General features: G+C 71.7%; 25 protein-coding genes. 12 read left to right on the top strand and 13 right to left on the bottom strand.

Annotated elements, in window-relative coordinates:
- Window positions 1-189: 189 nt before the first annotated feature.
- The 3 genes from ACZ6S5_RS32295 to ACZ6S5_RS32285 are packed head-to-tail and all read left to right on the top strand — an operon-like array spanning window position 190 to window position 2,241.
- Window positions 190-789 (top strand): rhodanese-like domain-containing protein, encoded by a 600-nt coding sequence (locus ACZ6S5_RS32295; protein ID WP_466006045.1) that lies wholly within the window; start codon window positions 190-192, stop codon window positions 787-789.
- Window positions 786-1,694, top strand: a complete 909-nt coding sequence (locus tag ACZ6S5_RS32290) for a sulfite exporter TauE/SafE family protein (RefSeq protein ID WP_466006044.1) — start codon at window positions 786-788, stop codon at window positions 1,692-1,694. Before ACZ6S5_RS32295 ends, ACZ6S5_RS32290 begins: the two co-directional genes overlap by 4 nt.
- Window positions 1,633-2,241, top strand: a complete 609-nt coding sequence (locus tag ACZ6S5_RS32285; RefSeq protein WP_466006043.1) for a class I SAM-dependent methyltransferase — start codon at window positions 1,633-1,635, stop codon at window positions 2,239-2,241. The genes ACZ6S5_RS32290 and ACZ6S5_RS32285 overlap by 62 nt, the downstream gene beginning before the upstream one ends.
- An 83-nt stretch (window positions 2,242-2,324) precedes the next feature.
- Here the strand turns inward: ACZ6S5_RS32285 and ACZ6S5_RS32280 are convergent, their stop codons facing one another.
- Complete coding sequence (locus ACZ6S5_RS32280; RefSeq protein ID WP_466006046.1) at window positions 2,325-3,329, bottom strand: alcohol dehydrogenase catalytic domain-containing protein; 1,005 nt, start codon at window positions 3,327-3,329, stop codon at window positions 2,325-2,327.
- A 167-nt stretch (window positions 3,330-3,496) separates the two neighbouring features.
- On the opposite strand from ACZ6S5_RS32280, the gene ACZ6S5_RS32275 reads away from it, so the two are divergent.
- Window positions 3,497-4,210, top strand: coding sequence for a polyamine aminopropyltransferase (locus tag ACZ6S5_RS32275; protein ID WP_466006041.1), 714 nt, complete (start codon window positions 3,497-3,499; stop codon window positions 4,208-4,210).
- Window positions 4,211-4,303: 93 nt separating this feature from the next.
- Window positions 4,304-5,986, top strand: a complete 1,683-nt coding sequence (locus ACZ6S5_RS32270; RefSeq protein WP_466006040.1) for a long-chain-fatty-acid--CoA ligase — start codon at window positions 4,304-4,306, stop codon at window positions 5,984-5,986.
- Window positions 5,987-6,034: 48 nt separating this feature from the next.
- Here ACZ6S5_RS32270 and ACZ6S5_RS32265 read toward each other — a convergent pair whose 3' ends face one another.
- The 4 genes from ACZ6S5_RS32265 to ACZ6S5_RS32250 all read right to left on the bottom strand — a co-directional run bounded on the left by ACZ6S5_RS32265 (window position 6,035) and on the right by ACZ6S5_RS32250 (window position 9,890).
- The gene (locus ACZ6S5_RS32265; RefSeq protein WP_466006039.1) at window positions 6,035-6,766 is read right to left on the bottom strand and encodes a helix-turn-helix transcriptional regulator; all 732 of its coding nucleotides are present in this window, start codon (window positions 6,764-6,766) and stop codon (window positions 6,035-6,037) included.
- A 92-nt stretch (window positions 6,767-6,858) separates the two neighbouring features.
- Entirely contained in the window at window positions 6,859-7,317 is a 459-nt protein-coding gene (locus ACZ6S5_RS32260; RefSeq protein WP_466006038.1) for a hypothetical protein, read from the bottom strand.
- On the bottom strand, window positions 7,314-8,654 hold the full coding sequence (locus tag ACZ6S5_RS32255; RefSeq protein WP_466006037.1) for a multicopper oxidase domain-containing protein: 1,341 nt from the start codon (window positions 8,652-8,654) through the stop codon (window positions 7,314-7,316). Before ACZ6S5_RS32255 ends, ACZ6S5_RS32260 begins: the two co-directional genes overlap by 4 nt.
- A gap of 192 nt (window positions 8,655-8,846) precedes the next feature.
- Window positions 8,847-9,890 (bottom strand): multicopper oxidase family protein, encoded by a 1,044-nt coding sequence (locus tag ACZ6S5_RS32250; RefSeq protein WP_466006036.1) that lies wholly within the window; start codon window positions 9,888-9,890, stop codon window positions 8,847-8,849.
- Between the two features lie 355 nt (window positions 9,891-10,245).
- Here ACZ6S5_RS32250 and ACZ6S5_RS32245 point away from each other — a divergent pair, with 355 nt between their 5' ends.
- Window positions 10,246-11,334: a winged helix DNA-binding domain-containing protein gene (locus tag ACZ6S5_RS32245; protein WP_466006035.1), complete on the top strand. Its 1,089-nt coding sequence runs from the start codon at window positions 10,246-10,248 to the stop codon at window positions 11,332-11,334.
- A gap of 37 nt (window positions 11,335-11,371) precedes the next feature.
- Here the strand turns inward: ACZ6S5_RS32245 and ACZ6S5_RS32240 are convergent, their stop codons facing one another.
- Entirely contained in the window at window positions 11,372-11,953 is a 582-nt protein-coding gene (locus ACZ6S5_RS32240) for a DinB family protein (protein WP_466006034.1), read from the bottom strand.
- 198 nt (window positions 11,954-12,151) lie between these two features.
- On the opposite strand from ACZ6S5_RS32240, the gene ACZ6S5_RS32235 reads away from it, so the two are divergent.
- From ACZ6S5_RS32235 to ACZ6S5_RS32220, 4 genes are all read left to right on the top strand, one after another.
- On the top strand, window positions 12,152-12,658 hold the full coding sequence (locus ACZ6S5_RS32235; RefSeq protein WP_466006033.1) for a DinB family protein: 507 nt from the start codon (window positions 12,152-12,154) through the stop codon (window positions 12,656-12,658).
- A 152-nt stretch (window positions 12,659-12,810) separates the two neighbouring features.
- Window positions 12,811-13,350, top strand: a complete 540-nt coding sequence (locus tag ACZ6S5_RS32230; protein ID WP_466006032.1) for a PadR family transcriptional regulator — start codon at window positions 12,811-12,813, stop codon at window positions 13,348-13,350.
- Window positions 13,351-13,393: 43 nt separating this feature from the next.
- Entirely contained in the window at window positions 13,394-14,146 is a 753-nt protein-coding gene (locus ACZ6S5_RS32225) for an ABC transporter ATP-binding protein (RefSeq protein WP_466006031.1), read from the top strand.
- Complete coding sequence (locus ACZ6S5_RS32220) at window positions 14,147-15,925, top strand: ABC transporter permease (protein ID WP_466006030.1); 1,779 nt, start codon at window positions 14,147-14,149, stop codon at window positions 15,923-15,925.
- Between the two features lie 287 nt (window positions 15,926-16,212).
- Here the strand turns inward: ACZ6S5_RS32220 and ACZ6S5_RS32215 are convergent, their stop codons facing one another.
- The 4 genes from ACZ6S5_RS32215 to ACZ6S5_RS32200 all read right to left on the bottom strand — a co-directional run bounded on the left by ACZ6S5_RS32215 (window position 16,213) and on the right by ACZ6S5_RS32200 (window position 19,178).
- On the bottom strand, window positions 16,213-16,851 hold the full coding sequence (locus tag ACZ6S5_RS32215) for a hypothetical protein (protein WP_466006029.1): 639 nt from the start codon (window positions 16,849-16,851) through the stop codon (window positions 16,213-16,215).
- A gap of 121 nt (window positions 16,852-16,972) precedes the next feature.
- Window positions 16,973-17,869, bottom strand: coding sequence for a hypothetical protein (locus tag ACZ6S5_RS32210; protein WP_466006028.1), 897 nt, complete (start codon window positions 17,867-17,869; stop codon window positions 16,973-16,975).
- Window positions 17,870-18,084: 215 nt separating this feature from the next.
- Window positions 18,085-18,480 (bottom strand): VOC family protein, encoded by a 396-nt coding sequence (locus tag ACZ6S5_RS32205; protein WP_466006027.1) that lies wholly within the window; start codon window positions 18,478-18,480, stop codon window positions 18,085-18,087.
- 173 nt (window positions 18,481-18,653) lie between these two features.
- Window positions 18,654-19,178, bottom strand: a complete 525-nt coding sequence (locus ACZ6S5_RS32200; protein WP_466006025.1) for a GNAT family N-acetyltransferase — start codon at window positions 19,176-19,178, stop codon at window positions 18,654-18,656.
- Window positions 19,179-19,216: 38 nt separating this feature from the next.
- Here ACZ6S5_RS32200 and ACZ6S5_RS32195 point away from each other — a divergent pair, with 38 nt between their 5' ends.
- Complete coding sequence (locus tag ACZ6S5_RS32195) at window positions 19,217-19,774, top strand: helix-turn-helix domain-containing protein (protein WP_466006024.1); 558 nt, start codon at window positions 19,217-19,219, stop codon at window positions 19,772-19,774.
- Between the two features lie 65 nt (window positions 19,775-19,839).
- Here the strand turns inward: ACZ6S5_RS32195 and ACZ6S5_RS32190 are convergent, their stop codons facing one another.
- On the bottom strand, window positions 19,840-21,660 hold the full coding sequence (locus ACZ6S5_RS32190; protein ID WP_466006022.1) for an acyl-CoA dehydrogenase: 1,821 nt from the start codon (window positions 21,658-21,660) through the stop codon (window positions 19,840-19,842).
- Window positions 21,661-21,686: 26 nt separating this feature from the next.
- Window positions 21,687-23,147: an ATP-binding protein gene (locus ACZ6S5_RS32185; RefSeq protein ID WP_466006020.1), complete on the bottom strand. Its 1,461-nt coding sequence runs from the start codon at window positions 23,145-23,147 to the stop codon at window positions 21,687-21,689.
- Between the two features lie 488 nt (window positions 23,148-23,635).
- On the opposite strand from ACZ6S5_RS32185, the gene ACZ6S5_RS32180 reads away from it, so the two are divergent.
- Complete coding sequence (locus ACZ6S5_RS32180) at window positions 23,636-24,919, top strand: D-alanyl-D-alanine carboxypeptidase family protein (protein WP_466006019.1); 1,284 nt, start codon at window positions 23,636-23,638, stop codon at window positions 24,917-24,919.
- Window positions 24,920-25,011: 92 nt separating this feature from the next.
- Here ACZ6S5_RS32180 and ACZ6S5_RS32175 read toward each other — a convergent pair whose 3' ends face one another.
- Entirely contained in the window at window positions 25,012-26,208 is a 1,197-nt protein-coding gene (locus ACZ6S5_RS32175; protein WP_466006018.1) for an alanine--tRNA ligase-related protein, read from the bottom strand.
- Window positions 26,209-26,496: the final 288 nt, after the last annotated feature.

Here is a 26,496-nt window from a genome sequence, read left to right as displayed (position 1 = left end):
GGTGCCGCCCCTCCCCTTTCCCCTCATCCCCCTCCCCCCCCCCCCCTTCCCCCCCCTCCCCCCCCCCCCCCCCCCCCCCCCCCCCCCCCCCCCCCCCCCCCCCCCCCCCCCCCCCCCCCCCCCCCCCCCCCCCCCCCCCGCGCCCCACCCTGCCGCCAGCCATGGCGGTTCGTCCCCGAACGAGGAGAAATGAGCACTTCCGAGACCACCCGCCCGGCCACCCTGGACGCCACCACCCTGCGGGAGCTGATCGACTCCGGGCGCGCCCCCCGACTGCTCGACGTGCGCACCCCGGCCGAGTTCGAGACCGTCCACATCCCCGGCGCCTACAACGTCCCCCTCGACCTGCTCAAGGAGCACCGCGAGGAACTGCGCAACCACCTGGACGAGGACGTGGTGCTGATCTGCCGCTCGGGCGCCCGCGCCACCCAGGCCGAGCAGGCCCTCGCCGGGGTCGGGCTGCCGAACCTGAAGGTCCTCAACGGCGGCATGCTGGCCTGGCAGGCGACGAACGCGCCGACCAAGCAGGGCGCCCCCCGCTGGGACCTGGAGCGACAGGTCCGCCTCGTCGCCGGCTCGATCGTCCTGCTCAGCGTCCTCGGCTCGGTGTTCGTGCCCGGCCTGAAGTGGGTCGCCGGGTTCATCGGCGCCGGCCTCACCTTCGCCGCGCTGACCAACACCTGCGCGATGGGCATGATGCTGAGCAAGCTGCCGTACAACCGGGGCGCCAGCTGCGACCTCGACACCATCGTCGGCCAGCTGCGGGAGAGCAACGGGGGGCGGGCATGACCACCGCCCTGGTGCTGACCGTCGGCCTGGCCGTGCTGATCGGAGTCAGCCTCGGGCTGCTCGGCGGCGGCGGGTCGATCCTCGCCGTGCCGCTGCTGGTGTACGTCGCCGGCCTGCCGGCCAAGGAGGCGATCGCCACCTCCCTGCTCGTGGTCGGCGCCACCAGCGCCGTCGGCGTGCTGCCGCACGCCCGCGCCGGGCGGGTCCGCTGGCGTACCGGGCTGATCTTCGGCTTCGCCGGCATGACCGGCGCGTACGCCGGCGGCCGGCTCTCCGAGTTCATCCCGGCCGGATTCCTGCTCACCGGCTTCGCGGTGATGATGCTGGCCACCGCGATCGCGATGATCCGGGGCCGGCGCACCCCCGAGGGCAGGCCGGTGCCGCACGAGGTGCCGGTGTTCCGGGTGATCCTCGACGGGATCGTCGTCGGGCTGGTCACCGGCCTGGTCGGCGCGGGTGGCGGCTTCCTCGTGGTGCCCGCCCTGGCCCTGCTCGGCGGCCTGCCGATGCCGGTCGCCGTCGGCACCTCGCTGGTGGTCATCGCGATGAAGTCCTTCGCCGGCCTCGCCGGCTACCTCTCCAGCGTCAGCATCAACTGGGGTCTCGCCCTCGCGGTGACCGCCGCCGCGGTCGTCGGCAGCTTCCTCGGCGGTCGGCTCGCCGGGAAGATCCCCGCGGACCTCCTGCGCAAGTCGTTCGGCTGGTTCGTCGTGGTGATGGGCGTCTTCGTCCTCGCCCAGCAGCTGCCGCAACGGATGGCACTCGGCCTGGTCGCAGTGGGAGCGCTGGCCGCAGCCGGTACGGTCACGGTGGCGGTGGTGCGCCGCCGGAGGAGGGAACACAGTGGACAGCAGCACCTGGGACGCCCGCTACGCGAGCGCGTCGGGACTGGTGTGGAGCGCTGAGCCGAACCGCTTCGTCGTCGAGTCGGTCGCCGGGCTCACCCCCGGCGCCGCGCTCGACCTGGCGGCGGGCGAGGGCCGCAACGCGGTCTGGCTGGCCGAGCAGGGCTGGCGGGTCACCGCCGTGGACTTCGCCCCGGTGGCCGTCGAGCGGGGCCGCGAGCTGGCCGCCGCGCGGGGCGTCACCGTCGAGTGGCGGGTCGCCGACGTGACCGCGTACCGGCCGGTGCCCGGCAGCTACGAGCTGGTGCTGATCAGTTACCTGCACCTGCCCGCCCCCGACCTGGCGGGCGTGCTCGACTCGGCCCGGCAGGCGCTACGCCCCGGCGGCACCCTCGTCGTCGTCGGTCACGACCTGGCCAACCTGAGCGGCGGCACCGGCGGGCCGCAGGACCCGGCGGTCCTGCTCACCCCGGAGGCCGTCGTCGACGGGCTGGCCGGGCTGCGCATCCAGCGCGCCGAGACGGCCCGCCGGCCGGTCCCCACCAGCGACGGCGGCAGCATCGACGCCCTCGACACGGTGGTCGTCGCCACCCGGCCCGCCGACTGAGCTGTCGCAACCAGGGCGCGGCGGCCGCCGAGTGTCTCGTGCGTCCGGTCCCCCGGCCAGCTGACCCGCGGCCGGGGACCGGCTCACGGGCGCAGGATCAGGCGGATCGGGTTGCCCTCCTTGTCGTGGACCCGGCGCACCGCCTCCGCCGCGTCGGCCAGCGGCAGCACGTCGCTGATCGACGCGGTCAGGTCGAACCGGCCCAGCGAGGCGAGCGCCACCAGCTGGCCGACGTGTTCCGCCTCCGAGCCGTAGTGGCCGAGCACGGCCTGGCGGCTGTAGTTGAACCGGCTGTCCGATCGGATGGTGACCGGTTGGTTCGCGATGCCGGCGAGCACCAGCCGGCCCTGCGCGCCGAGCACGGTCATGGCCTGCTCGCGGGCCGGGGTGACGCCGGCGAAGTCGAACGCGATGTCCAGTCCCCGGGCTGCGGTGATCTCCAGCACGGCGTCCCGGAAGCCGCCGTCCTTCGGGTCCAGGGCCAGGTCGGCGCCGAGGGTCAGGGCCCGGTCCCGGGCCGCCGGCAGCGGATCCACCGCGACGATCGGCGCCGCGCCGACCAGCCGCAGCAACTGCACCGCGTGCGCGCCCAGCCCGCCGACGCCCCACACGCCGACCGTCTCCCCCGGCCGGGTACGCGCGGTGTCGGTCACCGCCGCCCACGGGGTGGAGACCGCGTCGGGAATGATGCACGCGTGCTCGAACGGCATGCCGGCCGGGACCAGCACGAGGGTGTCCTCGCGGGCCAGGGCGTACTCGGCCCAGCCGCCGTCGTAGTCGACGCCCCGGGTGAGCAGGGTGCCGCGCCGGTCCCGCTCGCCCGCCTGGAGCAGCACCGGCTGGCCCGGCTGCCAGCCCGTCACGCCGTCCCCGAGCGCGTCCACCACCCCGGCCACCTCGTGGCCGAGCGTGACCACGTTGCCGGTCAGGTGGAGCGGGGTCAGCGTGCCGTCGATCAGGTGGACGTCGGACAGGCACACCCCGGCCGCGGCCACCCTGATTCTGACCTGCCCGGGACCGGGTTCGGGCACCGGCACCGACTCCATCCGCAGCGCCCGCTCCGCCACGTACAACCGTCCGGCCAGCATCTCCGCCACGCCGCACCCCTCTCTCCGGCAATCTCGACCGGCGACGGCTAGGCGTACCCGCGAAGGGCCGGGCAATGCCCGGCCACGGCGGAAAACGGCAGGTGCCCGACGCCGGGACCGCAGGCCGGTAACATCCGGTGACGGGATCGGCGGAGAGGAACCACCGCGTGGGCGCACGATTCGAGGAACTGGCCTGGCGGGAGACCCCGATCGGCGAGATCAGCCTGCGGCGGCGCCGCGACCCGTCGCTCGACGTCGACGTGTACGAGGTGAAGCTCGACGACGAGTTCCTGATGTCCAGCCTCTTCCCGGTCGCGGAGATCGAACTCGCCCGGCTCGGGCTGGCGCCGCTCGGCGAGCAGCCCCTGGACGTGGTGGTCGGCGGGCTCGGCCTCGGCTACACCGCGCGCACCGCGCTGGAGGATCCCCGGGTCCGGTCGCTGGTGGTGGTCGAGGCGATCGAGGACGTGATCGACTGGCACCGACAGGACCTGCTGCCGTTCGCCGCCGGGCTGGCCGCCGACGCGCGTACCCGGTTCGTCCGGGCGGACTTCTTCGCGGCGGTTGCCACCGGCGCTGGGTTCGACCCGGAGTCGCCGGGCCGGCGGTTCCACGCGGTGCTGCTCGACGTGGACCACTCCCCCCGCCAGGTGCTGCACCCCAGCCACGCCGACTTCTACACGGTCGACGGGCTGCGCCGGCTGGCCGCGCTGCTGCACCGGGACGGCGTCTTCGCGCTCTGGTCGAACGACCCGCCCGACGCGGCGTTCCAGCGGGTGCTGACCGAGGTGTTCCCGACCTCGGTGGCGCACGTGGTCCGTTTCCCCAACCCGTTGCAGGGCCGCGAGGCGGCGAACACCGTCTACGTGGCCCGCTTCTGACCGTGTGACGAAGTCCCCAACTTACGCACCCGTAAGTTACCGAACGGTTAAGTTAGGCTGAGGGCCGTCATCCGGCAGCGAGGAGAGACGGCGATGGACGCGATCGCGGAGCGGCCCTGGACGCGCAGCTACGCCCCGGGCGTACCGGCCACCGTCGCCGAGCCGGCCGGCTCGCTGGTGGACCTGCTGACCGACGCGGCCCGCCGCTTCGGCCCCCGGGTGGCACTGGACTTCTACGGAGCCACCACCAGCTATGCCGAGCTGGCCGACCAGGTGTCCCGGGCCGCCGAGGGGCTGCGCCGGCTCGGCGTCGGGCGCGGCGACCGGGTGGCGCTGGTGCTGCCCAACTGCCCGCAGCACGTGGTCGCCTTCTACGCGGTGCTCCGTCTCGGCGCGGTGGTGGTCGAGCACAACCCGCTCTACACCGCCGAGGAGCTGGTCCACCAGCTCACCGACCACGGCGCCCGGGTGGCGATCGTCTGGGACAAGGTCGCGCCGCTGGTCGCCGGGCAGGGTGCGATCGAGACCGTGATCGCGGTCGACCTGACCGGGGCGCTGCCCCGGCTCAAGCGCTGGGCGCTGCGGCTGCCGCTGCCCAAGGTGCGCGCCGCCCGCGCCGCGATGACCGCCGCCGCGCCGGGCGCCCGGTCCTGGTCCGCGCTGGTCGCCGCCGCGCCGCCGCTGCCCGCCGACCATCCCGCGCCGACCGTGGACGACGTCGCGCTGCTCCAGTACACCGGCGGCACCACCGGCGTACCGAAGGGCGCGATCCTCACCCACCGCAACCTGCGGGCGAACGCCGCGCAGGGCCGCGCCTGGGTGCCCGGCCTCCGCGACGGCGAGGAGACCGTGTACGCGGTGCTGCCGCTGTTCCACGCGTACGGCCTGACGCTGTGCCTGACCTTCTCGGTGAGCATCGGGGCCACCCTGGTGCTCTTCCCCCGCTTCGACCTCGACCAGGTGCTCGACGCGGCCCGCCGCCGCCCGCCGACCTTCCTGCCCGCCGTCCCGCCGATCTACCAGCGGCTCGCCACCGCCGCCCGGGAGCGCGGCGTCGACCTCACCTCGATCCGGTACGCCATCTCCGGCGCGATGGCGCTTCCGCCGGCCACCGTCGAACTCTGGGAATCGGTGACCGGCGGCCTGCTCGTGGAGGGGTACGGGATGACCGAGACCTCCCCCATCACACTGGGCAACCCGGTCGCCCCGACCCGCCGGCCCGGCACCGTCGGGGTGCCGTTCCCGTCCACCGAGGTCCGCATCGTCGACCCCGAGGAGCCGACCCGGGACCGCGCCCCCGGCGAGGCCGGCGAGCTGCTGGTCCGCGGCCCGCAGGTGTTCACCGGCTACTGGAACCGTCCGGAGGAGACGGCGAAGGTGCTGCTGCCCGGCGGCTGGCTGCGCACCGGCGACATCGTCACCATGGACCCCGAGGGCTTCGTGACCGTGGTGGACCGGATCAAGGAGCTGATCATCACCGGCGGGTTCAACGTCTACCCGTCCGAGGTGGAGGAGGCGCTGGGGCGCATCGCCGGCGTCCGCGAGGCCGCCGCCGTCGGCCTGCCCGCCGCCTCCGGCGGCGAGGAGGTGGTCGCCGTCGTGGTCCTCGACCCGGGCGTGGGCACCGACCCGGAGTCGGTCCGCTCCGCCTGCCGCCAGCACCTCGCCGGCTACAAGGTGCCCCGCCGGATCGTGGTGGTCGAGGATCTGCCCCGCTCCCAGATCGGCAAGATCCTCCGCCGCGAGGTCCGCGACCGCCTGCTCGCCGAGGGCTGAGCCTGCTGCCTGGTCGCCCCGTCCCGTCTGCCGGCACGCGTACGGGGATCAGCCGCGGCCATCACCTCGGTGCTCGTTCGCCGCGGGCTTCCGGCCGGCGCGGGGCGCGCGACCCAGATGGGCCAGGCACAGTGATGGTTGCACCAACGGCTCCAGCCGGTCGGCGACCAACGGCGCCCGCATCTCCGCGAGCACCCCACGCATCAGACCCAGGTGCAACGAGCAAACCACCTCGCGGTGTTGCTCGGCGATTTCGCGGAACGGGCAGTGCCGCAACGGGATCACCGGATTCGCCGCACCCTCTGCCTCACCCGGCGCGAACCCGACATCGGCCAGCACGGCCGAAAGGCGACGCACTGCCTCTGCCGGGGCGATCCGCTGCGATGGTGCCGGCCGGTCGGCGAGGTAGCGCCCCCAGGCCTCGCCGGCCGTCACCGCTGCCCCGGCAGGCTCAGGCAGCGTGTCGGCGACGACACTGGTCAACATCTCGGCCAGCAGCCGATAGTTGCGCTGGCCCGCCGGAACCTCACTGACGAGCGCGCGATAGACGATCCGCGGGCGACCGGGCACGCTGCGATCCTCGGCCTCCCGTTCGACAAGACCCGCATCGACCAACCCGTCCAGGTGAAAGCGGGCCGTGTTCCGGTGCAGGCCGCTACGCTCCGCGACGTCCTGGACCGCGACCGGCTCCCCCGCCGCCCGCAGCACCTCCAGCACCCGACTGCGGCTCTCCCCCAGCACGGGAGCCGGATCGGGATCATTCAACGCCTGCCCTGACACATCGCTATTTTAGCCGAACCGACTGGTAGAAATCAGTAGCCGAGCAGAAGGGGGCCGCGGACGTCGTCCGCGGCCCCCTTCGTGCTGTCGCGTCAGCTGCGCCGTCGGCGGATCGAACCCCAGAGCGCCGCTGCTGCGGCGGCGAGAGCCACCGCCTCGGCGAGAACGCAGAGCACATCGATGACGCCGGCCGACTCAGGATCTCCCGCCTCCGGGCCGAAGGGAAGGCCGACCGTACGGCTGGCCGCCCACAGGGTGATCGCGGCTGCGTTGACCACCACGCCGAGGCTGAGCAGCCACGGACGCGGGACGGTCCAGACTGCGGCGGCCCAGATCAGCTGGAACGCCCCGAGCAGGGTGAAGAACACCGCGTACCCGACCCATTCGCTCCGGTGCTCGGGCACCACGGCGTAGTGGATCAAGCCGGCCAGTACGGAGCACACGGCGGCGACGGCAAGCAGCGCGGTGTTCCGCACTGCCGAGACCGTGCCGGCCGGGAGGGCCGGAACAGTTGCGCTGGTTGCGGTGGTGGCGTCGGTCGTGGCGCTCACTGGTTGCCTCCTACCTGGAAGATGCCGAGCGCGCCGCGGGACATGTTCATCATCTTGTGCGTGATGAACGGGTAGGTCCCCGCGTCGGGCAGGGTGAACTCGACGAAGCCGCCCTGGGTGGGTTGCAGGTCGAGGGTCTGGGATCCGCCTTGCTCCGCGTTGCCGGGCTGCAACCGGTACGCGCCTTCCTTCCACACCGTGTCGAAGATCGTGCCGACGACGTGGAAGGCCATGTTCTGGTTGGGGCCGGCGTTGTCGAGCCACACCCGGACGCGGGAACCGGGAGCGACCTTGATCGGGGCGTAGGCGTACTGGTTGTAGTAGCCGTTGAAGACGACCGCGTCGTCGTTGCCCGTCATCATCTTCTTCAGGTCACCGGGCTGGCCCTGCGGTCCGAGGTTCAGTTCGGACTGGACGAGGACGATCTCCTTGTCCACCTTGCCGAGGTGCGGCGGGTCGACGACGACGGCACCGTACATGCCGTTGCCCATGTGATAGATCATCGGGTCAGCCCCGCAGTGGTACGTGAAGATGCCGGAGAACTGGGCCTTGAACTGGTAGTCCAGCGACTCGCCAGGCTTGATCTTCCGCATCTGGACGTTGGGCGCCACCTTTGAGGCGTGGAAGTCGATGGAGTGCTCCATCGTGCCGTCGTTGACCAGGTGGACGTTGAACACGTCACCGACCTTGCCGTGCAGGACCGGCCCGGGGGCCGTGCCGTTGTACGTCCACCGGACCTGCTTGACGCCCGGCGCGACCTCCATGGTCTTCTCCTGGACGTGCAGCGTGACGTTGTGCGTCGTACCGCCTTCGGCAGGCTGGAGCGTCGGGTCGACCGGCTTCCAGTCGGCGGACGGCTTGGCGCTGGCATCGATCGTCGCGTCGTTGCCGGCGCCGGTGCTGCCCGCCGCGGCCTGTGCCGGCTCACCCTCGACGTTGACCGCGAGCAGCATGCCGGCGTCCTTGTGGCCGGACACCAGGCACCACGCCTGCGTGGAGTTGCTGATCACACCCCAGTGAACCGTCGACGACCTGCCCGGGTCGAGCAGCGGGGTGTCCGCGCCCTCCAGCGCGAGCGTGTGCTGCTGGTTTCCCTTGTTGGTGACGTTGACCGTCACGTCCGCCCCGCGCGGCACAGTGATCGAGGCGGGCTTGACGTACATGTCGCCCAGTTCGACATCGAAGCTGAGCTTCTTGCCGGCACCCGGGGCGGAATTACCGGCGCCCGCGGCGGACGTCTCCCCCGAGGCGGCCAGGTTCAGCGCGTTGTGCGGCTGCGCGAGCCCGACGAAGACGAATCCGATGAGCAGGCCCAGCGCGACACCGCTGGTGAGCATCGGGAACAGGTCGCCGAACCATGCCGCAATACCACCGCGGCCGGCCGAGGTCGAAGACAGGGGTCCCGGGGAGTCCGGTACCGGGGTGCTTGATGAGTTGAGGGGCACGGCAGGAACCTCCAAGTCGCATGGCATGCCACAGCGGGAAGAAAGAGGCGGGTACTGGTTTCCGAGCGAGGGTCGGTGCCCGGGTCAGGAGATGCGCATCTCGGTGAAGAGGCCGAACATTCCCTGGGCCCCTTCCGAGTGCGGGAAGATGTGGCAGTGGAACGCCCAGGTGCCCATGGCGTCGGCGTGCACCAGGACGGTGTAGCGCTCGCCGGGTGACACGGGGACGGTGTCGGCCTTGTACGGCGCCGGCAACGGGAACCCGTCCTTGGCGATCACCAGTTGGTCGACCCCGTGCAGGTGCATCGGGTGCTCCATGGTGCCCACGTTGATGTACGTGATCTCGACCCAGTCGCCGAGGTGCGCGTCGATCGGCTTGGTGGCCGGGAACGACTTCCCGTTGATCGTCATGCCGATCGTGCCGGCGTCCTGCGTTTGCATCAGCACGACCTGGCTCGGCTTGATGTTGTCCGGCGTCGGAATGTCACCCACCTCGATGCCGCCGTACAGGCCACTGGTCACCTGCTTGGTGCCGTCGTGGTGCGAGTGGTACCAGGTGACCATCGGCCGGGTCGCGTTCCAGGTGTACGTGAAGCTCTTGCCCGGCGGGATCGGGTCCTGAGTCACGTCGGACACGCCGTCCATGTTGTTGGGCACCTGCATGCCGTGCCAGTGCACGCTGGTCGACTCGGGGAGCTGGTTGTCGAGGACAATCTTGACCTTGTCGCCGACGTTCACGCGGATCGTCGGGCCTGGCACCGTTCCGTTGAAGGCCCAGGCGTCGACGGTCTTGCCCGGCTCGATCTCCCACTTCGTCGGCGCGGCGGTGAGGTGGAATTCCTTGGTCCCGTCGGCGAGCACCGTGGGCGTGAGGTCCTTGCCACCTTCTCCCTTGGTCGCTGCCGGGAACGACTTGTCCCGCTTGGCCATCTGCTCGTCCATGGTCTTCCAGTCCGTGGCCGCGCCCTGGTCCGATCCCGCTGCCGAGGACGACGCCGAAGCGGTGCCGTGCGCCGCGCCGGTGCCGGTGATCCCCGACGCGACCGATGCCCCGGCCGGGGCGAGCCAGACGGGGACCGCGAGGGCGGTGGCGAAGGCCACCGCCATCGTCAGAAGCTGCTTTCTCACCATGACACCCTCCCTGGGGGGCGTTTAAAAACTAGTCAGATTGTTTTTACTACAGCCGTCATCGAAAGTGAATGGGACGGCCGCCACAGAGGCTGACCACGACGGGCCGCCTGCGCGGTGGCGCCACCTAGCGCGATGTGCTTCGACGCCCATGGGCCGACCGGGTGGACTGCTCGGGAACGACAACCCCGGGGCGGAACGATTTAAACCAATCCGCTGGGCCAAACCGACGTGGCGCACCGGGCCGGACCGTGGTGGTCGAGGACCTGCCCCGCTCCCAGTTCCGCAAGATCCTCCGCCGCGAGGTCCGCGACCGCCTGCCCGCCGGGGGCTGACGGCTGCGTAGGGTGTGAGCGTGGTAGATCGGCGCCAGGTGATGAACTTCCGCGTCCGGGCCCAGCAGCTCGACCGGGCCGGGGGCACGCTCGCGGACACCGCTGTGCTCGACATCGGCGCGCAGGACACCGGCCCGGACGGCGGCCGGTGGGCGCTGGCCGCGCGCGGGGTCGACGTGGCGGCGCTGCCCGGCGAGGATCTGGTCCTGCTCTGGACCGTGCGCGGCGCTCCCCACCTCTACCGCCGCGCCGACCTGGCGGAGGTGGCGGCCGCGGTCGAGCCGTTCTCCGACGCCGACGCGGGCAAGCGCATCTACGACGCCGCCAAGCCGTTGAAGGCGGCCGGCATCGGCAACCTGGCCGCCCTCGACGAGGTGGCCACCCAGATGCGCGCCATCGTCACCCGGCCCACCGTCAAGGGGGACGTCTCCGGCCGCCTGGCCGAGGTGATGCCCGAGCCGTACCTGCGGTTCTGCCGACCGTGCAACGCCACCCACCTGTACGAGATGCCGTTCCGGCTGGCCGCCGTACGGGCCGGGCTGGAGCTGCGACTCGACACGTCACCACCGGTCCTGCACCGCATCACCGGATTCAGGAAGGCGGCCGCTCCGGGCGACCGGTTCGACCTCATCCGCGCGTACCTCCGGCTGCTCGGCCCGGCCACCCCCAAACACGTCGCCGGCTACCTCGACGCCCCGGTCAAGGAGGTGAAGGCACACTGGCCGGAGGACGTGATCGAGGTGACGGTCGACGGCGAAACGCGCTCGCTGCTCGCCGCCGACGAAGCGGCGCTGGAGTCGGCCGACGCCCCGGCCACCCGCCTGCTCGGCCCGTTCGACCTTTTCCTCCAAGCCAAGGACCGGGAAACCCTGGTGCCGGATGCGGCCCACGCCAAGGAGTTGTGGCCGGTGCTGGGTCGCCCCGGTGCCGTCCTGGTCGACGGTGATCTGGTCGGCACCTGGCGTCCCCGCAAGTCCGGCAAGGCGTTGAAGCTCGCCGTCCAGCCCTGGCAGAAGCTGCCCGAATCCCGGCGCAAGGCCATCATCGAGCAGGCCGAACGCCTCGCCGCGTACCGCGCCGTCACCCTCGCCGGCGTCGAGTTCGCGTAGTTGTGGCCGTGCCCGTTGGTCACGGCATGGTGGCGGTTCAGTCGAGCTTGGCGGCGGCTGTAGCGGCCCGCTCGATCGTCGCGCGCCGCGCCTCCCAGAATGCCGCGTCCTGCTGTGTCGCGTATTCGGCTGCCGCGCCGGTGGAGCCGTCGAGCTGTTCGCGCAGGATGTCGGCGTGTCCGGCGTGCCGGCTGGTCTCGGCGAGCGTGTGGACCAGGATGTTGAACAGCATCACGTGGGGACGTGGCCACCAGGGCACGTAGCCGGGCGAGTCGATGGCCAGTGCGTTGATCGTCGCGTCCGAGTGTTCCCACACCCGACGGTAGCGGTCGATGATCTCCTCGCGCGTCTCGTGCTCGCTCGCCCACATGTCGGTCTCGTCTTCGTCGGCGTCGTCCCACCGGGGCAGGGGCTCGGGGAACGGCCGGTCGAAGACCTCGCCGAAGTATCTGGCCTCCGAGATCGACAGGTGCTTGACCAGGCCGAGCAGGTTGGTTCCCGTCACGGTCAGGGGGCGGCGGACGTCGTACTCGGACAACCCGTCGAGCTTCCACAGCACGGTCTCGCGGACGTTACGCAGGTTGCGGTGCAGGTACTCCTTCGCGAACTCATCGATCATGCGCCCGAGCCTGCCATGTGCCGCCGGCGGGTTCGACCCCCGATCCGTCACGGATCTTTTCCGTGGTGGTTGTCCGGAACCGGCGGTGCCGATCGTCAACGGTGTCGAGTCGACCCAGCGGCAGATGCGCGACCGACGAACCCGGAGGGCCGAACGGCCGCGGACCCGTCGACGTCATCACGACATGAGGAGGATGCTGTGCCACGACCATCCGCGCCGGCGGAAACCGAACTGCTCATGGCCCACCTGGACGGCCAACGCCGTCACGTGCTGGGCATCCTCGAGGGCCTCGACGACGCCGCGCTGCGCCGGCCGGTGCTCCCGTCCGCGTGGAGCTGCCTCGGCCTGGTGCGCCACCTCACCGAGGACGTCGAGCGGTTCTGGTTCCGCTGCGTCGTCCACGGCGAGCCGGCGGCCATCGCCGCGCTGAGCCGCACCGCGGACGCCTGGCAGGTCGACCCGGACGTCCCGGCCGCCGTGGTGCTGGACCGGTACCGGCAGGAGATCGAACGCGCCAACGCCGTCATCGCCGCCACCCCGCTGGACGCCGCGCCGGCCTGGTGGCCGCCGGACCAGTTCGGCGACTGGCGGCTCGACAGCGTGCGGGAGGTCATCCTGCACGTGATCAGCGAGACGGCCTGCCACGCGGGTCACCTGGACGCGGTCCGGGAACTCATCGACGGCCGGACCTGGCTGGTCAACTGAACCGCGCCCACCACACCCGACAGCCGGTGCCGTCGAGCCAGGGTCAGCGCGACGGCGAGCAGGAACGCACTTGCCTGCTGCACCCTTGCTCTTCGATTTGACATCGCTATGGCTAGCGGTTATCTATTGTCGATCTACGGAGGGTGTGTTGGGTGCAGGACGTGGTGCTGGCCATGCTGGCGAAGGAGCCGGCGTACGGGTACGACCTGCGGAGCCGGTTGCGTGGCGCGCTCGGCCCGCTCGGCGAGGCGATGAACGCCGGGCAGATCTACGTGACGCTGGCCCGGCTGGCCAAGGCGGGGCTGGTGACCTCGCAGCGCGCCGAGGGTCTGCCGGACCGGCCCGACCGCCGGGTCTACGCGTTGACTCCGGCGGGGCAGCAGCGGGTCGCCGCGTGGCTGGCCGAGGTGAGTTGGCCGAAGCCGGACCTCAGCGAGTTCCATCTCAAGCTGGTGGCCGCCGCTGCTGCCCGGCTGGCCGATCCGGTGGCCCTGGTCGACGCGCAGCGGCGCGAGCTGTTGCGCCGGCTGCGGGATACCCAGCGGGCTGCGTTGGAGCGGTCGGTGGATCCGATCGTCGGGTTGTTGTTGGAAGGGGTCGTGCTGCGGCTGCGGGCCGACCTGGACTGGTTGGAAGCGTGCGAACGGATGTGGACCGAACGCCACCGGACTGAACAGAAGGGGAACCGATGACCGAGCGGGGCAAGGGCCGCGAGGGCATGCCCGGTGGTGCCGCATGACCGGGTCGGCGCTGCTACGGGCGCGCGGGTTGACCAGGTGGTACGGCCGGGGAAGCGCACTGGTCCGCGCGGTCGACGAGGTCGACCTGGAGGTGCCCGCCGGGCAGACGCTCGCGATCATGGGTCCCAGCGGCTGCGGCAAGTCGACCCTGTTGCACCTGCTGGGCGGGCTGCAACGCCCGACCGACGGCGAGGTCTGGCTGGCCGAGCACCGGATCGACGGGATGAGCGAGCGCGGCCTGGCCCGGCTGCGGCGGCATCACATCGGCTTCGTCTTCCAGTCGTTCCACCTCATGGACGAGTTGACCGCGGTGGAGAACGTCGAGCTGGCCGCGTTGCTGGCCGGACAGTCGCCGCGCCGGGCTCGGCAGCGCGCCATGATTCTGCTGGACCGGGTGGGGCTCGCCGATCGCGCCAAGCACCTGCCGTCGACATTGTCCGGCGGCCAGCGCCAGCGGGTCGCGATCGCCCGCGCGTTGAGCAACGAGCCGCTGGTCGTGCTGGCCGACGAGCCCACCGGGAACCTGGACAGCGCCGCCGCCCTGGAGGTGCTGCGGTTGTTCGAGGAGCTGCGTACGGCGGGGCAGACGCTGGTGGTGGTCACCCACGACGCGCGCATCGCCGCGGTCGCCGACCGGGTGATCTCCATGCGCGACGGGTCGTTCGCCGACGACAGCCGGCTCGCCGGCACCACCACCGGTACCACCGTCGGCACGGGCACAGGCACGGTCTACGGCGGGTGGCGCTGAATGGCCGGGCGTCTGCTGCTCGTGTGCCGGCTGATGGTGCGGGACCTGCGCCGGCGGCGCACCGAGACCGTACTGCTGCTGCTCGCGATCAGCGCCGCGACCGCGACGCTGACTCTCGGCCTCGCCCTGGACAATGCTCTCGCCCAGCCATACGAGCGGACCCGGGCCGCCACCGCGGGCCCCGACGTGGTGGCGATGCCGGGAGCGACGGGCCCGGAGGCTCTGGCCGCCCTCGCGCCGCTGGCCACCGCGCCCGGTGTCACCGCACACAGCGGCCCGTACCCGATCGCCTATCTGATGCTGACCGCACGCGGCAAAACCGTGCCCGCGGTCGTCCAGGGCCGGGACAACTCCCCGGCGGCGCTCGACCGGCCCGCGGTGACCGCCGGCACCTGGGTACGCCCCGGCGGCGTGGTCATCGAGCCCACCTTCGCCAACGCACTCGGCGTGCACATCGGGGACACCGTCGACATCAACGGCCACCCGCTGCGGGTGATCGGGACCGCGGTCACCGCCGCCAGGGCCGTTTACCCGCGCGCCGACTGGCGCGCTGCCGCGGGCAGCCCCCTGACCCAATTCGCGGGCCTGGTATGGGTCGACCGTAGCCAGATCGGCGCGCTGGCCGGCACGCGGCCGATGTCGTACACGCTGAATTTGAAGTACGCCGACCCGCACGCCAGCACCTCGTTCACTCACAAGAGCGTAGACGGAATCGAATACTCCAGTTGGATGGAGATCGCCGACGAGGACGGCAAGCTCGTCAAACAGGCGCACCTGGCCCTGCAGGTCGGCAGCTGGCTACTCACCGCCCTCGCGGTGGTCAGCGTCGCCAACATCGTCGCCGGCCGCGTCGTCGACCAACGCCGCCGGGTAGGACTACTCAAGGCCGTCGGCGCCGGACCGGCCATGATCGCCGCCGTTCACCTCGCCGAATACCTCGTCATCGGGCTCGCCGCCGCCGGCACCGGCCTGGCCGTCGGCTGGCTCGCCGCACCAGCGCTGACCAACCCCGGCGCCGGGCTCCTCGGCTCCACCGGCACCCATCCGCCCGCGCTGCGCGCCGTGGTTGCCGGCACCGTCCTCGCCCTCGCCATCGCCGCCGCGGCGACGCTGGCACCCGTGCTACGCGCCGCCACCACCGACACCGTCCACGCGCTGGCCGACGCCGCCACGCCACCCCGACGCCGCGGGTGGCGCGTCTGGCTGTCCCGCCGAATGCCCACCGCCGTACTGATCGGGATCCGCATCAACGCCCGTCGCCCCCGCCGCGCCCGCCTCGTCATGGTGAACACCCTGATCACCGCGACCGCACTCGCCGCCCTGCTCATGGGCCTGGCGCAGGACCGGCAGGTCAAGCTCGGCGAATCGAAGCTGGCCAACCCCCAGAGCACGCGAACCCTCCAGGCCATGCTCCTCGTCATCGTCGTACTGTGCGTCCTCGCGCTCATCAACGCCATCGTGAGCACCTGGACCGCCGTCCTCGACGCCCGCCACCCCCTGGCCGTCGCCCGCACACTCGGCGCCACACCCGCACAGGTAACCGTGGGCATGGCGGTGGCGCAGCTTCTTCCCGCGATACCCGGCGTCGCCCTCGGGGTCCCGGCCGGCATCGGACTGTATCTGGTCGCCACCCCGGGCGACCCGCAGTACGCACCCGCCTCCTGGATGCGCGCCCTGGCGCTCACGGTCCTGCTCACCGTCGCCGCACTCACCGCCATCCCCGCCCTGGCCGCCACCCGCCGCCCGGTCGCCGACGCCCTTCAATCCACACCAACCTGACCGGCCGCCCACGGCCTACAGGTTGCTCACGGCACCACGACGGGCGGAACCGCCGAGCGAGACGGCAGTCGCAGCTGACGCATCAACAAGAAGTTGCACGGATCTGCCGCCGAGTGAGCGCACCCTGCGGACGAGGCTCCGTCACCGTGCGAGGAGGTGCGTGCTGTCGCGAGGTCGCGTCAGGCCGAGGTCGTGCCGACGAGAGTGCGCAGGGGTGGGCGACGCGAAGTCGTACCACCTGGTCTTCCCAACTCTGATCGGGCTGCCGAGAAGGGGACGCAGGACCTTCAACGCGGGTTGTCATTGCGAGACGTGTCGAGGACCGACGGCGGTAGCCCGTAAATGCCGGTCGCAGTCACGGTGGCGTCGTCGATCCTGCTCGGGTCGATGCTCCAGCGACCGGCCATCGCCATCACGTCGAAGTCGGACGGCGTCGTGGCGTACCAGGCTGTCCACTCGTCGTCCGACCAGTGGTCCCGCCCGGGCTCCATACCGCGAATGCCGACGCCCAATTCGATCTCGTCGGCTGTCGGCTCACCGAGAAACAGTGGCAAGTCACCTCGCTCGCCGATCCAGCAGTAGGCGCGCAACAGCTCACCATCCCGGGCCCGGGCCCAGGCGTGATAGTCCGGGACCCGTTCGTTGGCGAAGAACTGAACCTCGCCCAGGTGCCGGCTCAGGTCCCTGAGCCAGTCCGGGAAGGGCGCCTCGGTCGCGTCGAACCCCGCCGGCATGTGCAGCCGTCCATGGGCGAGGGTCCAGTCTGGCACCGGCGCGGCCACGTACACGCCGTACCGGTAGGCCCGGTCGGTGCCGGTGGCCCAGTCGAGGACCTCCCGGTCGTGCAAACCAAGCGCATCCGCGACCTCCCCAGGGGCCCGGTTTCGGACAGCCAGCCACGACGTCTTGAAACTGAATCCAGCCACGCGGCCCATGATCCCAGGAACCTGTTCCGCGCCGCCCAGGGGCGTGCGAACGCAGCCGAATTGAGTGCGCCGCGCCGCGCTCTTCGGTCAGGGCATAGTCCCTGCGGCGCGCCGAACGGCGTCATTCCGTTCGCGCCGCGCCGTATCCATGACGCATCCGGAACTTCATCGGATCGGTCCCGGTCGCCGTCACGTGCGCGATCAGCACAGACCTCAGCGACTCGGGAATATCGGCGCGCTGCGAACCAGTCCATTTAAGGGACGCCAACAGCTCTGCGGCACCGTCGAGCTGGCTCGGAGTCAACGATGCCGATGTCAACGCGTTGAAGATCGACTCGGTTGCCTCGGCCAGCAGCATGCGCTCGGGCGCCAGCTCGTACCACGGCGTGCCACCCGTCGTGGTCTTGTGGCGAGGCGGGAAGCCTGCCCACGCCACCAGCGTTCGGATGCGCTCGATGGGATCGGGGTGTCGCCGGGCTACCAGGTCGGCGAGCCTTTCCTCCGCGCCGGTTTCTCCGCGCGACGTCGCGTCGGCGGCCTCGGCGAGAGCCGGCGGCGCGGCCTTCACCCACTGGACGCGGCGCGCCTCTTCCTCAGCCGCTTGACGGGCCAGCATCTGCTGGACCTCGCGCGATCCGGTCAGGCCGCGGTCAGCCAGCCAGTCGGTCAGGGCAGGGCCATCACGGAGGTCCGCGTCGCAACTTCCGAGGCCTCTAATACCGGTCCGATGGTGCAGCGTCCAGCGGGCGATCTCACGGCCGGCGGCATTCGACACGAGGATTGTCGGCCATCCCATACACCGACAGTGACCTCCGGTGCCGCCGTCAACGACAGCCAGCAGGGGAGTCAGCTCAGCAATCTCCTTGCCCGACAGCCCGATCCGAGCCGCGTCGGGTCGGTCGAGCTCGTCAACGGACGCCTCGATGATCAGCACTTCAGCAGCCTCGGCAAGCACGCGTTCCACCAGCGTGGTACTGGGTGCCTCAGCACCGCTGCCGATTGTTGGCGCGCCAGTCACAGCGGCGAGGGTACCGGCCGTTCGACAGCCAGCAACGCCCAGCGCGTTTGCGACGGCGCGAGGCAAGTCCTGCGGCGATCGGTCAAACCTCTCACCGCGATGCCCTGATCTGCCGCATCCGCGCGCTACGTAACGTCACGCCGAGCTGGCCCGGATGCCGTCCGGACGCCGATGGGCGGACGTAGCGACCGGCTGCATGGGCGAGCCCGACGCCGTCATGGCCGCCCGCCAGCGATCTCGGCGTCGCTCCGAAGAATGCAGAACTCGTTGCCTTCCGGATCGGCAAGCACAACCCATCCCGTTCCGTCGGCCTCGCGGCGGTCAGCCACGACGGCCGCACCGAGCTCGGTCAGCCGCGCCAGCTCCGCGTCGCGCGTGCCGTCGGCAGGACGCAAGTCGAGATGGATCCTGTTCTTGACCTGCTTTACTTCCGGCACCTCGATGAAGAGCAGGCGGTGCCGCCCGTCACGGGAGTAGATCATGTATTCCTCGTGGCCGGGCTCGTTCGGATCGTCCGGGTTCTCGCTGTAGTCGAGAACGGCTTGCCACCAACGAGACAGGGCGTAGGCGTCGGCACAATCCACGGTGGTGTGGGACACGTAGGAGGTCACCACCGGATCATCGCAAGGCGAACGTCGGCGGGGGAACTCGGTACGTGAGGGAGCGCAGGCTCATGCCGTTCCGGGCAGGCTGGCGTTCATCGCCGCTGATGACGCACGGTGATGTATGGCTACCTTTCCTGCTCCCGCTTTCCGGGCCGGTGCGCCATCTGCGAGGCGCGACTCTAGCTCTGTTCGGTGGGCGGCGAGTTGTCGGTGACCAGGTCGAGTTGAGCGATGGCAACGTCGTGCCATGCGCCGCTCTTCCACCCAACTCGTCGGTGCACGCCGACCGGCCGGAATCCCAGTGCTGTGTGCAATCCCATGCTGGCGTCGTTGGGCAGGGTCATCTTCGCCACCGCGATGCGGTAGCCGCGTTCGATCAGCCGAGGCAGGAGAGCCTGGTACAACGCGCGGCCGGCACCGGTGCGGCGACGTCCGGTTTCGAGGTAGACGCTGACTTCGCAGGACCAGCGATATGCCGGACGGACGGCGAACGGCCCGGCGTACGCGTACCCGATGATCTGGCCGTCGATCTCGGCGACCAGCCAGGCGTACGAGCGGACGGCCACCTCGATGCGTCGGGACATCTCGGACACAGTTGGCGGCTCGGTCTCAAAGGTGATTGCGGTGTTCAGCACGTAAGGCCGATAGATGGCCGCGCAGGCGGTGGCATCGTCCTGGCCCGCGTCACGGATCGTCAGCACCATGCTCGTATAGTAGACGATGCGTCTACTATAGTAGCGCCATGCCGGACCCCCTGACCGCGAACATCGCAGCCACCCTGCGCACCGCTCGAATCGGCCAGGACCTGTCGGTCAACGCTCTCGCCGAGCGCTCCGGCGTCTCTCGGGCAATGATCGCGAAGATCGAGCGCGGCGATGTGCAACCGACCGCCGTGCTCCTGGGCCGCCTCACTGCGGCCCTCGGCCTCACCCTCTCCGAACTGTTCGCCCGCACCGAGGGTGAGACTCTGCGGCTGGCACGGATCGCAGACCAGACTGTCTGGGTTGATCCGAGGACCGGTTACCGACGCCGCTCGGTGTCGCCGGCCGGCGGCTCGGTCCAGCTGGTGGAAGTCGAACTGCCGGCTGGCGCGGAAGTCTCTTACCCGGCCGAATCATTCGCGCTGGCGAATCACCAGATCTGGGTGCTGGAGGGCAGTCTGCGCTTCCGTGAAGGCGAAGTCGAGCACGACTTGAGTTCCGGCGACTGCCTCGAACTCGGTGCGCCGATGCCTGGGACGTACTGGAACTCCACTGACCGGCCGTGCCGTTACCTGGTGGTGCTCAGCCGGCGTCGCTAGGTTGCAGTGGCTCAGCCAGCCGGAACTGACGTCGGCCGGCCACGCGTCGGCCTCGTCGCAGGCGGTCAGAACCAGTTCTCCCAGGTGTCCAACGTGGTCCGGTCCAGGCTCTCCAGCAGGTCGAACTGCGCCCCCGTCTTCGGCAGCTCGTACCGGAAGAAGTACCGCGCCGCCTGCCGCTTCCCCGCCAGGAACTCCCCCTCCGCCCCCTCGGGCGGACCCAGCGCTTCCACCGCGAGCACCTGCTCCAACCACATCCACGCGATCACCACATGCCCGACCGCCTCCAGATACAGCGAGGCATTGGCCAGAGCAAGCTCAGGATCACCGGTCCCCCACAACCGCCGGGTGGCCTTTGCGATCCGATCAACCGCCGCACCGAGGTCGGCGGCGAGTACCGCCGCCTCTCCCTCGGCCTTCCAGGCCCGGCTGACCGTGGCCCGGATGGTCCCCAGCAGCAGCTCAAGGCCGGCACCGCCGCGCGTGGCGACCTTGCGGCCGAGCAGGTCGAGGGCCTGGATGCCGTGAGTCCCCTCGTGGATCGGGTTGAGCCGGTTGTCCCGCCAGTGCTGCTCGACGTCGTAGTCGCGGGTGTAGCCGTACCCGCCGTGCACCTGGATGGCCAGGTCGTTGGCGGCCAGGCACCACTGCGACGGCCAGCTCTTGGCGATCGGGGTGAGCAGGTCCAGCAGCAGGTGCGCCCGGGCCCGGTCGGCCTCGGCGGGGGCGGTCTTCTCCTCGTCGAGCAGCCGCCCGCAGTAGAGGATCAGGGCGAGCGCGCCCTCCACGTAGCTCTTCTGCGCCAGCAGCATCCGGCGTACGTCGGCGTGCGCGATGATCGGCACCTGCGGCGCGGTGGGGTCCTTGTCGGCGACCGGCCGGCCCTGCGGGCGCTGCCGGGCGTACGCCAGGGACTTGAGGTAGCCGGTGTAGCCGAGGGCGGTGGCGCCGGCGCCCACGCCGATGCGCGCCTCGTTCATCATGTGGAACATCTGCGCGAGCCCCTGGTGCGGCTCCCCCACCAGGTAGCCGACCGCCCCGGCCCGCCCGTACGGTCGGTGCACGCCCTCGCCGAAGTTGAGCAGGGTGTTGGTGGTGCCCCGGTAGCCCATCTTGTGGTTGAGCCCGACCAGCACCACGTCGTTGCGCGGGCCGAGCGCGCCGTTGTCGTCGAGGAGCACCTTCGGCACGATGAACAGCGAGATGCCCTTCACACCGGGCGGCCCGCCGGGGATCCGGGCGAGGACCAGGTGGACGATGTTCTCGGCCAGCTCGTGGTCCCCGCCGGAGATCCACATCTTGGTGCCGGTGAGCCGGTAGGTCCCGTCGTCCTGGGGATCGGCGCGGGTGGTGATGTCCGCGAGGGAGCTGCCGGCGTGCGGCTCGGAGAGGCACATGGTGCCGAAGAACCGGCCCTCGACCATTGGCCGGACCCAGGTGTCGATCTGCTCGGCGCTGCCGTGGGCGAGCAGCAGGTTGGCGTTGCCGAGGGTGAGGAACGGGTACGCGGCGGTGCCCACGTTGGCGGCCTGGAACCAGGCGAAGCAGGCGGCGGCGACCGCGTGCGGCAGTTGCATCCCGCCGACCGCCTCGTCCATCGTCGCGGCCAGCAGCCCGGTCTGGGCGAACACGTCCAGCGCCGCCTTGACCTGCGGGATGGTGTTTACCCGGCGGCCGTCGAAGGTGGGTTCGGCGACGTCGGCGGCCTTGTTGTGGGTGGCGAAGTGCTCGGCGGCGACCCGGGCGGAGAGATCCAGCACGGCGTCGAAGGTGTCCCGCGAGTGCTCGGCGTAGCGGGGCCGCTCGGTCAGCCGGGTCACGTCCAGCCAGTCGTGGAGCAGGAACGCCAGGTCGCGGCGGGACAGCAGGGTGGACGACGACGACACGGTGGGGCTCCTTCCGTGGGCCGTCGTCAGCCGCGGCGCAGCCCCGCGACGGCCTCCCGAAGGTCATCCTGGCTGATCGGGGCGGCCGGCGCACCCACCGTGGCCTCCCGCATCGCCTTGGCGAGTTGTACCCGGCGCAGCACTTCGCGCAGGTCGGCGCCGGTGAGCCCGGGGGTGTCCGCGGCCAGCGCCACCGGGTCGACGTCGGCGGCGAACATCCGGAAGCCCGGTTGCTCGTGCCGGTCGATCAGCTCGCGGATCATCTTGGTGATGATCTCGGCGCGGCCGGTGTCGTCGGGCGCCGGGATGGCGATCTTGAGGTCGAAGCGGCCGGAGCGGATCAGCGAGGCGTCCACCCGCTGCGGGAAGTTGGTGGTGGCCACCACGATCACGTCCGGGTTCTCCTCGAACAGGGTGTTCATCTCCTGCTTGAAGATGCCGGCGACGGCGTTGACCGCCTGGCTGGCGGCGTCCCCGCCCGCCCCGGCGTAGCTGATGATGCTGTCGAACTCGTCGAAGAGCATCACGGTGGGACGCCGGTAGCCGCGCGCCTCCCGGAAGATCCGCTTGATGTTGCGCTCGGAGCCGCCGAGGTACTTGTCGAGGATCTCCGGGGTGCGGATCTCCACGAAGTCCGCCCCGATCTCGTTGGCCAGGGCCCGGGCCAGCATGGTCTTGCCGGTGCCCGGCGGGCCGTACAGCAGGATGCCCTGCGGCCGGCGGGCACCCCAGCGGGCCATCACCTGCGGATGCCGGAACGAGACCGCGACCTCGCGGAACTGGGCGACCACGTCGGCCAGGCCGCCGACCTGGTCGAGGGTCACCGCCGCGCTGCGGGCCGGCGCCGCGGTGGCCACGCTCCGGCCCACCGTGTACGACCGGCCGCGCAACACCGTCGGCTCCGGGGTGTCGCCGGCCAACTCGCGTACGGTCTGGAGCACCACCCCGACCATCGCGCGCAGGTGCGCCGGGGTCACCTCGGCGCTGGGCACCGACGCGCGGACGGTCAGCGCGCCGTCCTCCTGGCTGACCTTCGGGCGCAGCCCCAGCTCCTCGGCGGTGCGCAGCACGTCCTGACCGGCCCGGTCGCGGGGCGGTTCGGCGAGCGCGGTGTCGGCGGGGCGCAGCCCGAGCCGGCGGCCGGCCTCGGCCGCCATCCGGCCGACGCCGGCGGCCAGTCCGTCCCCGGTACGCGCGGCGAGCCGCTGGGCGAGCAGCAGCCCGACCGGGCCGGCCAGGCCGAGGGCGAGCAGCCCGACGGTCGAGCCGGGCCCGTCGACCCGCAGGTACGCCTCGAAGCGGTGCATCCCGTCGTGGGCGCGGACGGTGCTGCGCACCTCGCGGACCGGGGCCGGGAAGTCGGTGCCGGCCAGCAGCTCGACCGCGCCGGTTTCGGCGGCGGTGAGCAGCGCAGCGGCGCCCACGACGGTGACCCGGGCGCCGAGCAGCGTCGTCGTCTCCTCGTCCGGCCTGACCTCGTACCCCATGCGTCCACGTCCCTCGCTGCGGCGGTCCCCCGTTGCCGAGTCTGACACCGGGCCACCGCCGCTGCCACCGCATCGCGCGCAGGCCGGCTGCCCGGAAGCGGGTCCGCGCTCCCGGAGACGTTTGTCGCCGGGGGCAGCGGCAGAGCCACCGGTTGCTACGTTCTTCCCGGGGTTTGGGTGGTCGGGGGAAGGGCGTGCGAATGCCGCAGGCAAGAGGACCGAGAGACGGCGGGGAGCAGGACCGGCCGATGGCTGGTGACGTCGGCCGTGGGGAGATGCCCGTTTCACCCCGGTCCGCCGGTGCCGTCTACGGTCGCCGCGTGGACGGGCCACCGGGCCCCGGCGCTGATGACCGGGCAAGCGCCGGCCACCTGTACGGCCGTCCCGCCGTACCGCCAACAGCTGGTCGCGCGACGCCGGTTGCGGGTGCCGCCGGGCGTCACCCCGCTGCTGGCCGGGCGGGCGTGCCGGGGACCGACCATTCCGTCGTGCACCCGGTCGGCCACGACCGGACCGCCGGGCCGTACCTCCCCGCCGGCGAGCGGGGTCAGGCTCCCGGCCCGGCGAAGCGGCGTCGTCGGGTGCTTCCGGTCGTCGTGGTCCTCGTCCTGGCCGCGTTGCTCGGCTCGGGTGTCGCGGTGCAGCTCACCCGGAAGCTTCCCGCCGCGACCGTCACCACATCGATCGCCTCCACCCTGCGCGTCCCGGGTGCGATGCCGGCCCTGCCCTGGCCGAAGCGCGGTTCGGCGGAGCTGATGATCGAGGGACTGGGCCGGCTCGGCGGGTCGGGCGGCGGCGCGGCCGAGCCGATCGGCAGCGTGGCCAAGGTGATGACGGCGTACGTCGTCCTCAAGGAGCACCCGCTGAGCGGGGCGGAGGAAGGCCCGACCCTGACCGTGACGGCCGCGGACGTGGCCGACTACCACGCGCGGATTCCCAGCGGGCAGTCACTGGTGCCCGTCGTCGCCGGGGAACGGCTCACCGAGCGGGACGCCCTGGAAGCCCTCATGCTGCCCTCGGCGAACAACATCGCTCACCAACTCGCGGTCTGGGACGCCGGCAGCGAAGCGGCCTTCGTCGACAAGATGAACGCCGCGGCGGACGAGTTGGGCCTCACGCACACCCGCTACACCGACCCGAGCGGCTTCCTGCCGAGCACCGTCAGCACGGCGGCCGACCAGGTCACCCTCGCCCGGGCCGCGCTCAAGATGCCGGTCTTCGCCGCCGTCGTCGAGCTGCGCGAAGCCTCCATCCCCGTCGCCGGGCGGATCAAGAACTACAACGACCTGCTCGGCGTCGAGGGCGTCTTCGGCATCAAGACCGGCTCCACCGACGAGGCGGGTGGCAACCTGGTCTTCGCCGCCCGGCTCAAGGTGGGCACGCGTACGTTGATCGTGGTCGGCGCGGTGTTCAACCAGCCCGGCGCCAACACGCCCGAGCAGCTCGCCGCGGTCAACACGGTGGTCCGCCGGCTACTCGCGGCGGTGCGCCGCACCGTCAAGGAATACACCCTGCTCGCGGCGGACCGGGCCGGTGAGGTGCGGACCGCGTGGGGCGCCACCACTGCGGTGAGCCCGGCCGAGACGCTGAAAGTCATTGGATGGCCGGGGCTGGCGGTGCCGGTCCGGGTCGTAACCAACGCGCCCGGCGCCCAGGTCAGCGCCGGTCAGACGGTCGGCTCGGTCGAGGCTGCGGGCAGGCGCGTCGTCCTCCGTACCGACACGGCCACCGCCGAGCCGTCGCTGTGGTGGCGCCTCAGCCGCCGCCCGTAGCAGTCGCGGTGATCGGCATGCGGCATGTCGCGGTTTCCGGCCCACCGGATACCGCGACATGCCGCAACCTGCCCATCGGGCCGGTGGACCGGCTACCGCGCCGAGCGACCTGAGCCGGGATCAACCACGGCAAGCAGGCCGTCGACCAGGTCGCGGGGCAGGCCGTGGGTGTCGTGCAGCCAGTGGTAGTCGCGCTCGGTGAGCGGTCCGCGCGCCCGTACCCGGTCGACCAGCGGGCGGCCCCGGAGCAGCAGGCCGCGGAAGCGCCGTTCCTCGTCGGCGAGGACCGCACGCAGCCGTGGGACGTCGAGCTCCTGCCGGAACCGCCGCCCGGTGTCGCGGAACGGCTCGTCGGGCAGCTCCGTGAGGCTGCGCGACGGGTCGTCCCGCCACAGCACGGTGAGCGCCCGGCGGACCAGCCGGCGCAGCACGTACCCCCGGCCGGTGTTGCCGGGGCGTACCCCGTCGCCGAGGACGACCACCGCGGAGCGCAGGTGGTCGGCGACGATCCGCAGGTCGGTCCCACCGAGCGGCCACCGGTCGCGGACCGCCTCGACCCACGGGCGCGGCCCCGCGCCCTGGTAGACGTCCGAACCGCCGGTCAGCACCATCGCCAGGCGTTCCAGGCCCATCCCGGTATCGATGCTGGACAGCGGCAGCGGGGTGAGCCGGCCGTCCTCGTGCCGGTGAAGGCGCATCTGGACGTGGTTCCAGACCTCCATCCACCGGTCGTCGGCGCCGGGCGTGCCGGTGGGCGGCCCGTCCCCGGTCCACACGAAGATCTCGGAGTCGGGCCCGCACGGGCCGGTGGGGCCGTTGGACCACCAGTTGTCCGCGCCGTTCGCCTCCACCGGTACGCCCAGCTCGGTCCAGGTGCGCCACGCGGTCTCGTCCGGGCCGACCTGCTCGTCGCCGCCGAAGACGGTGGCGTGCAGCCGGCCGGGGTCGACGCCGAAGCCCTGAGTGAGCAGTTCGTGGCCCCAGCGCAGGCTGGTGGCGATGTCGTAGTCGCCGAGCGACCACGAGCCGAGCATGTCGAAGACGGTCAGGTGGGTGCGGTCGCCCACCTCGTCCAGGTCGGTGGTGCGCAGGCAGCGCTGCACGTTGACCAGGCGCCGTCCGCCGGGGTGCGGGCGGCCCAGCAGGTACGGGGTGAGCGGATGCATGCCGGAGGTGGTGAAGAGCACCGGATCGCCGGGCGGCGGGATCAGCGAACTCTCCGGCGCGTCCCGGTGGTCGAGCCGGCGGTAGTGGTCGAGGAAGGTGCGGACGATCTCGTCGGGTGTCATGGCGTGGGCCTTTGCGGGTCGGTGCGACCGGAAAGGGTCCGCCGCTGCTGGCGGTGGCGTGACACGAAGACGCCGGCGGACCGTTTCCGGTCGCCGGCGAGGTGGGATTCGTCAGGCGGCGGCAACCGGCGAGCGGGAAGCTCGCGCGGCCGCGACGGTGTGGCGCCTGATCTGCATGCCCCGACGATAGCCAGGGCCCGGGGGGGGGGGGGGGGGGGGGGGGGGGGGGGGGGGGGGGGGGGGGGGGGGGGGGGGGGGGGGGGGGGGGGGGGGGGGGGGGGGGGGGGG

The organism is Micromonospora sp. NPDC051924 (genome assembly GCF_055586005.1).
Note: the sequence above shows the minus strand (reverse complement) of the source record. Positions and strands in the feature narration are given on the sequence as shown.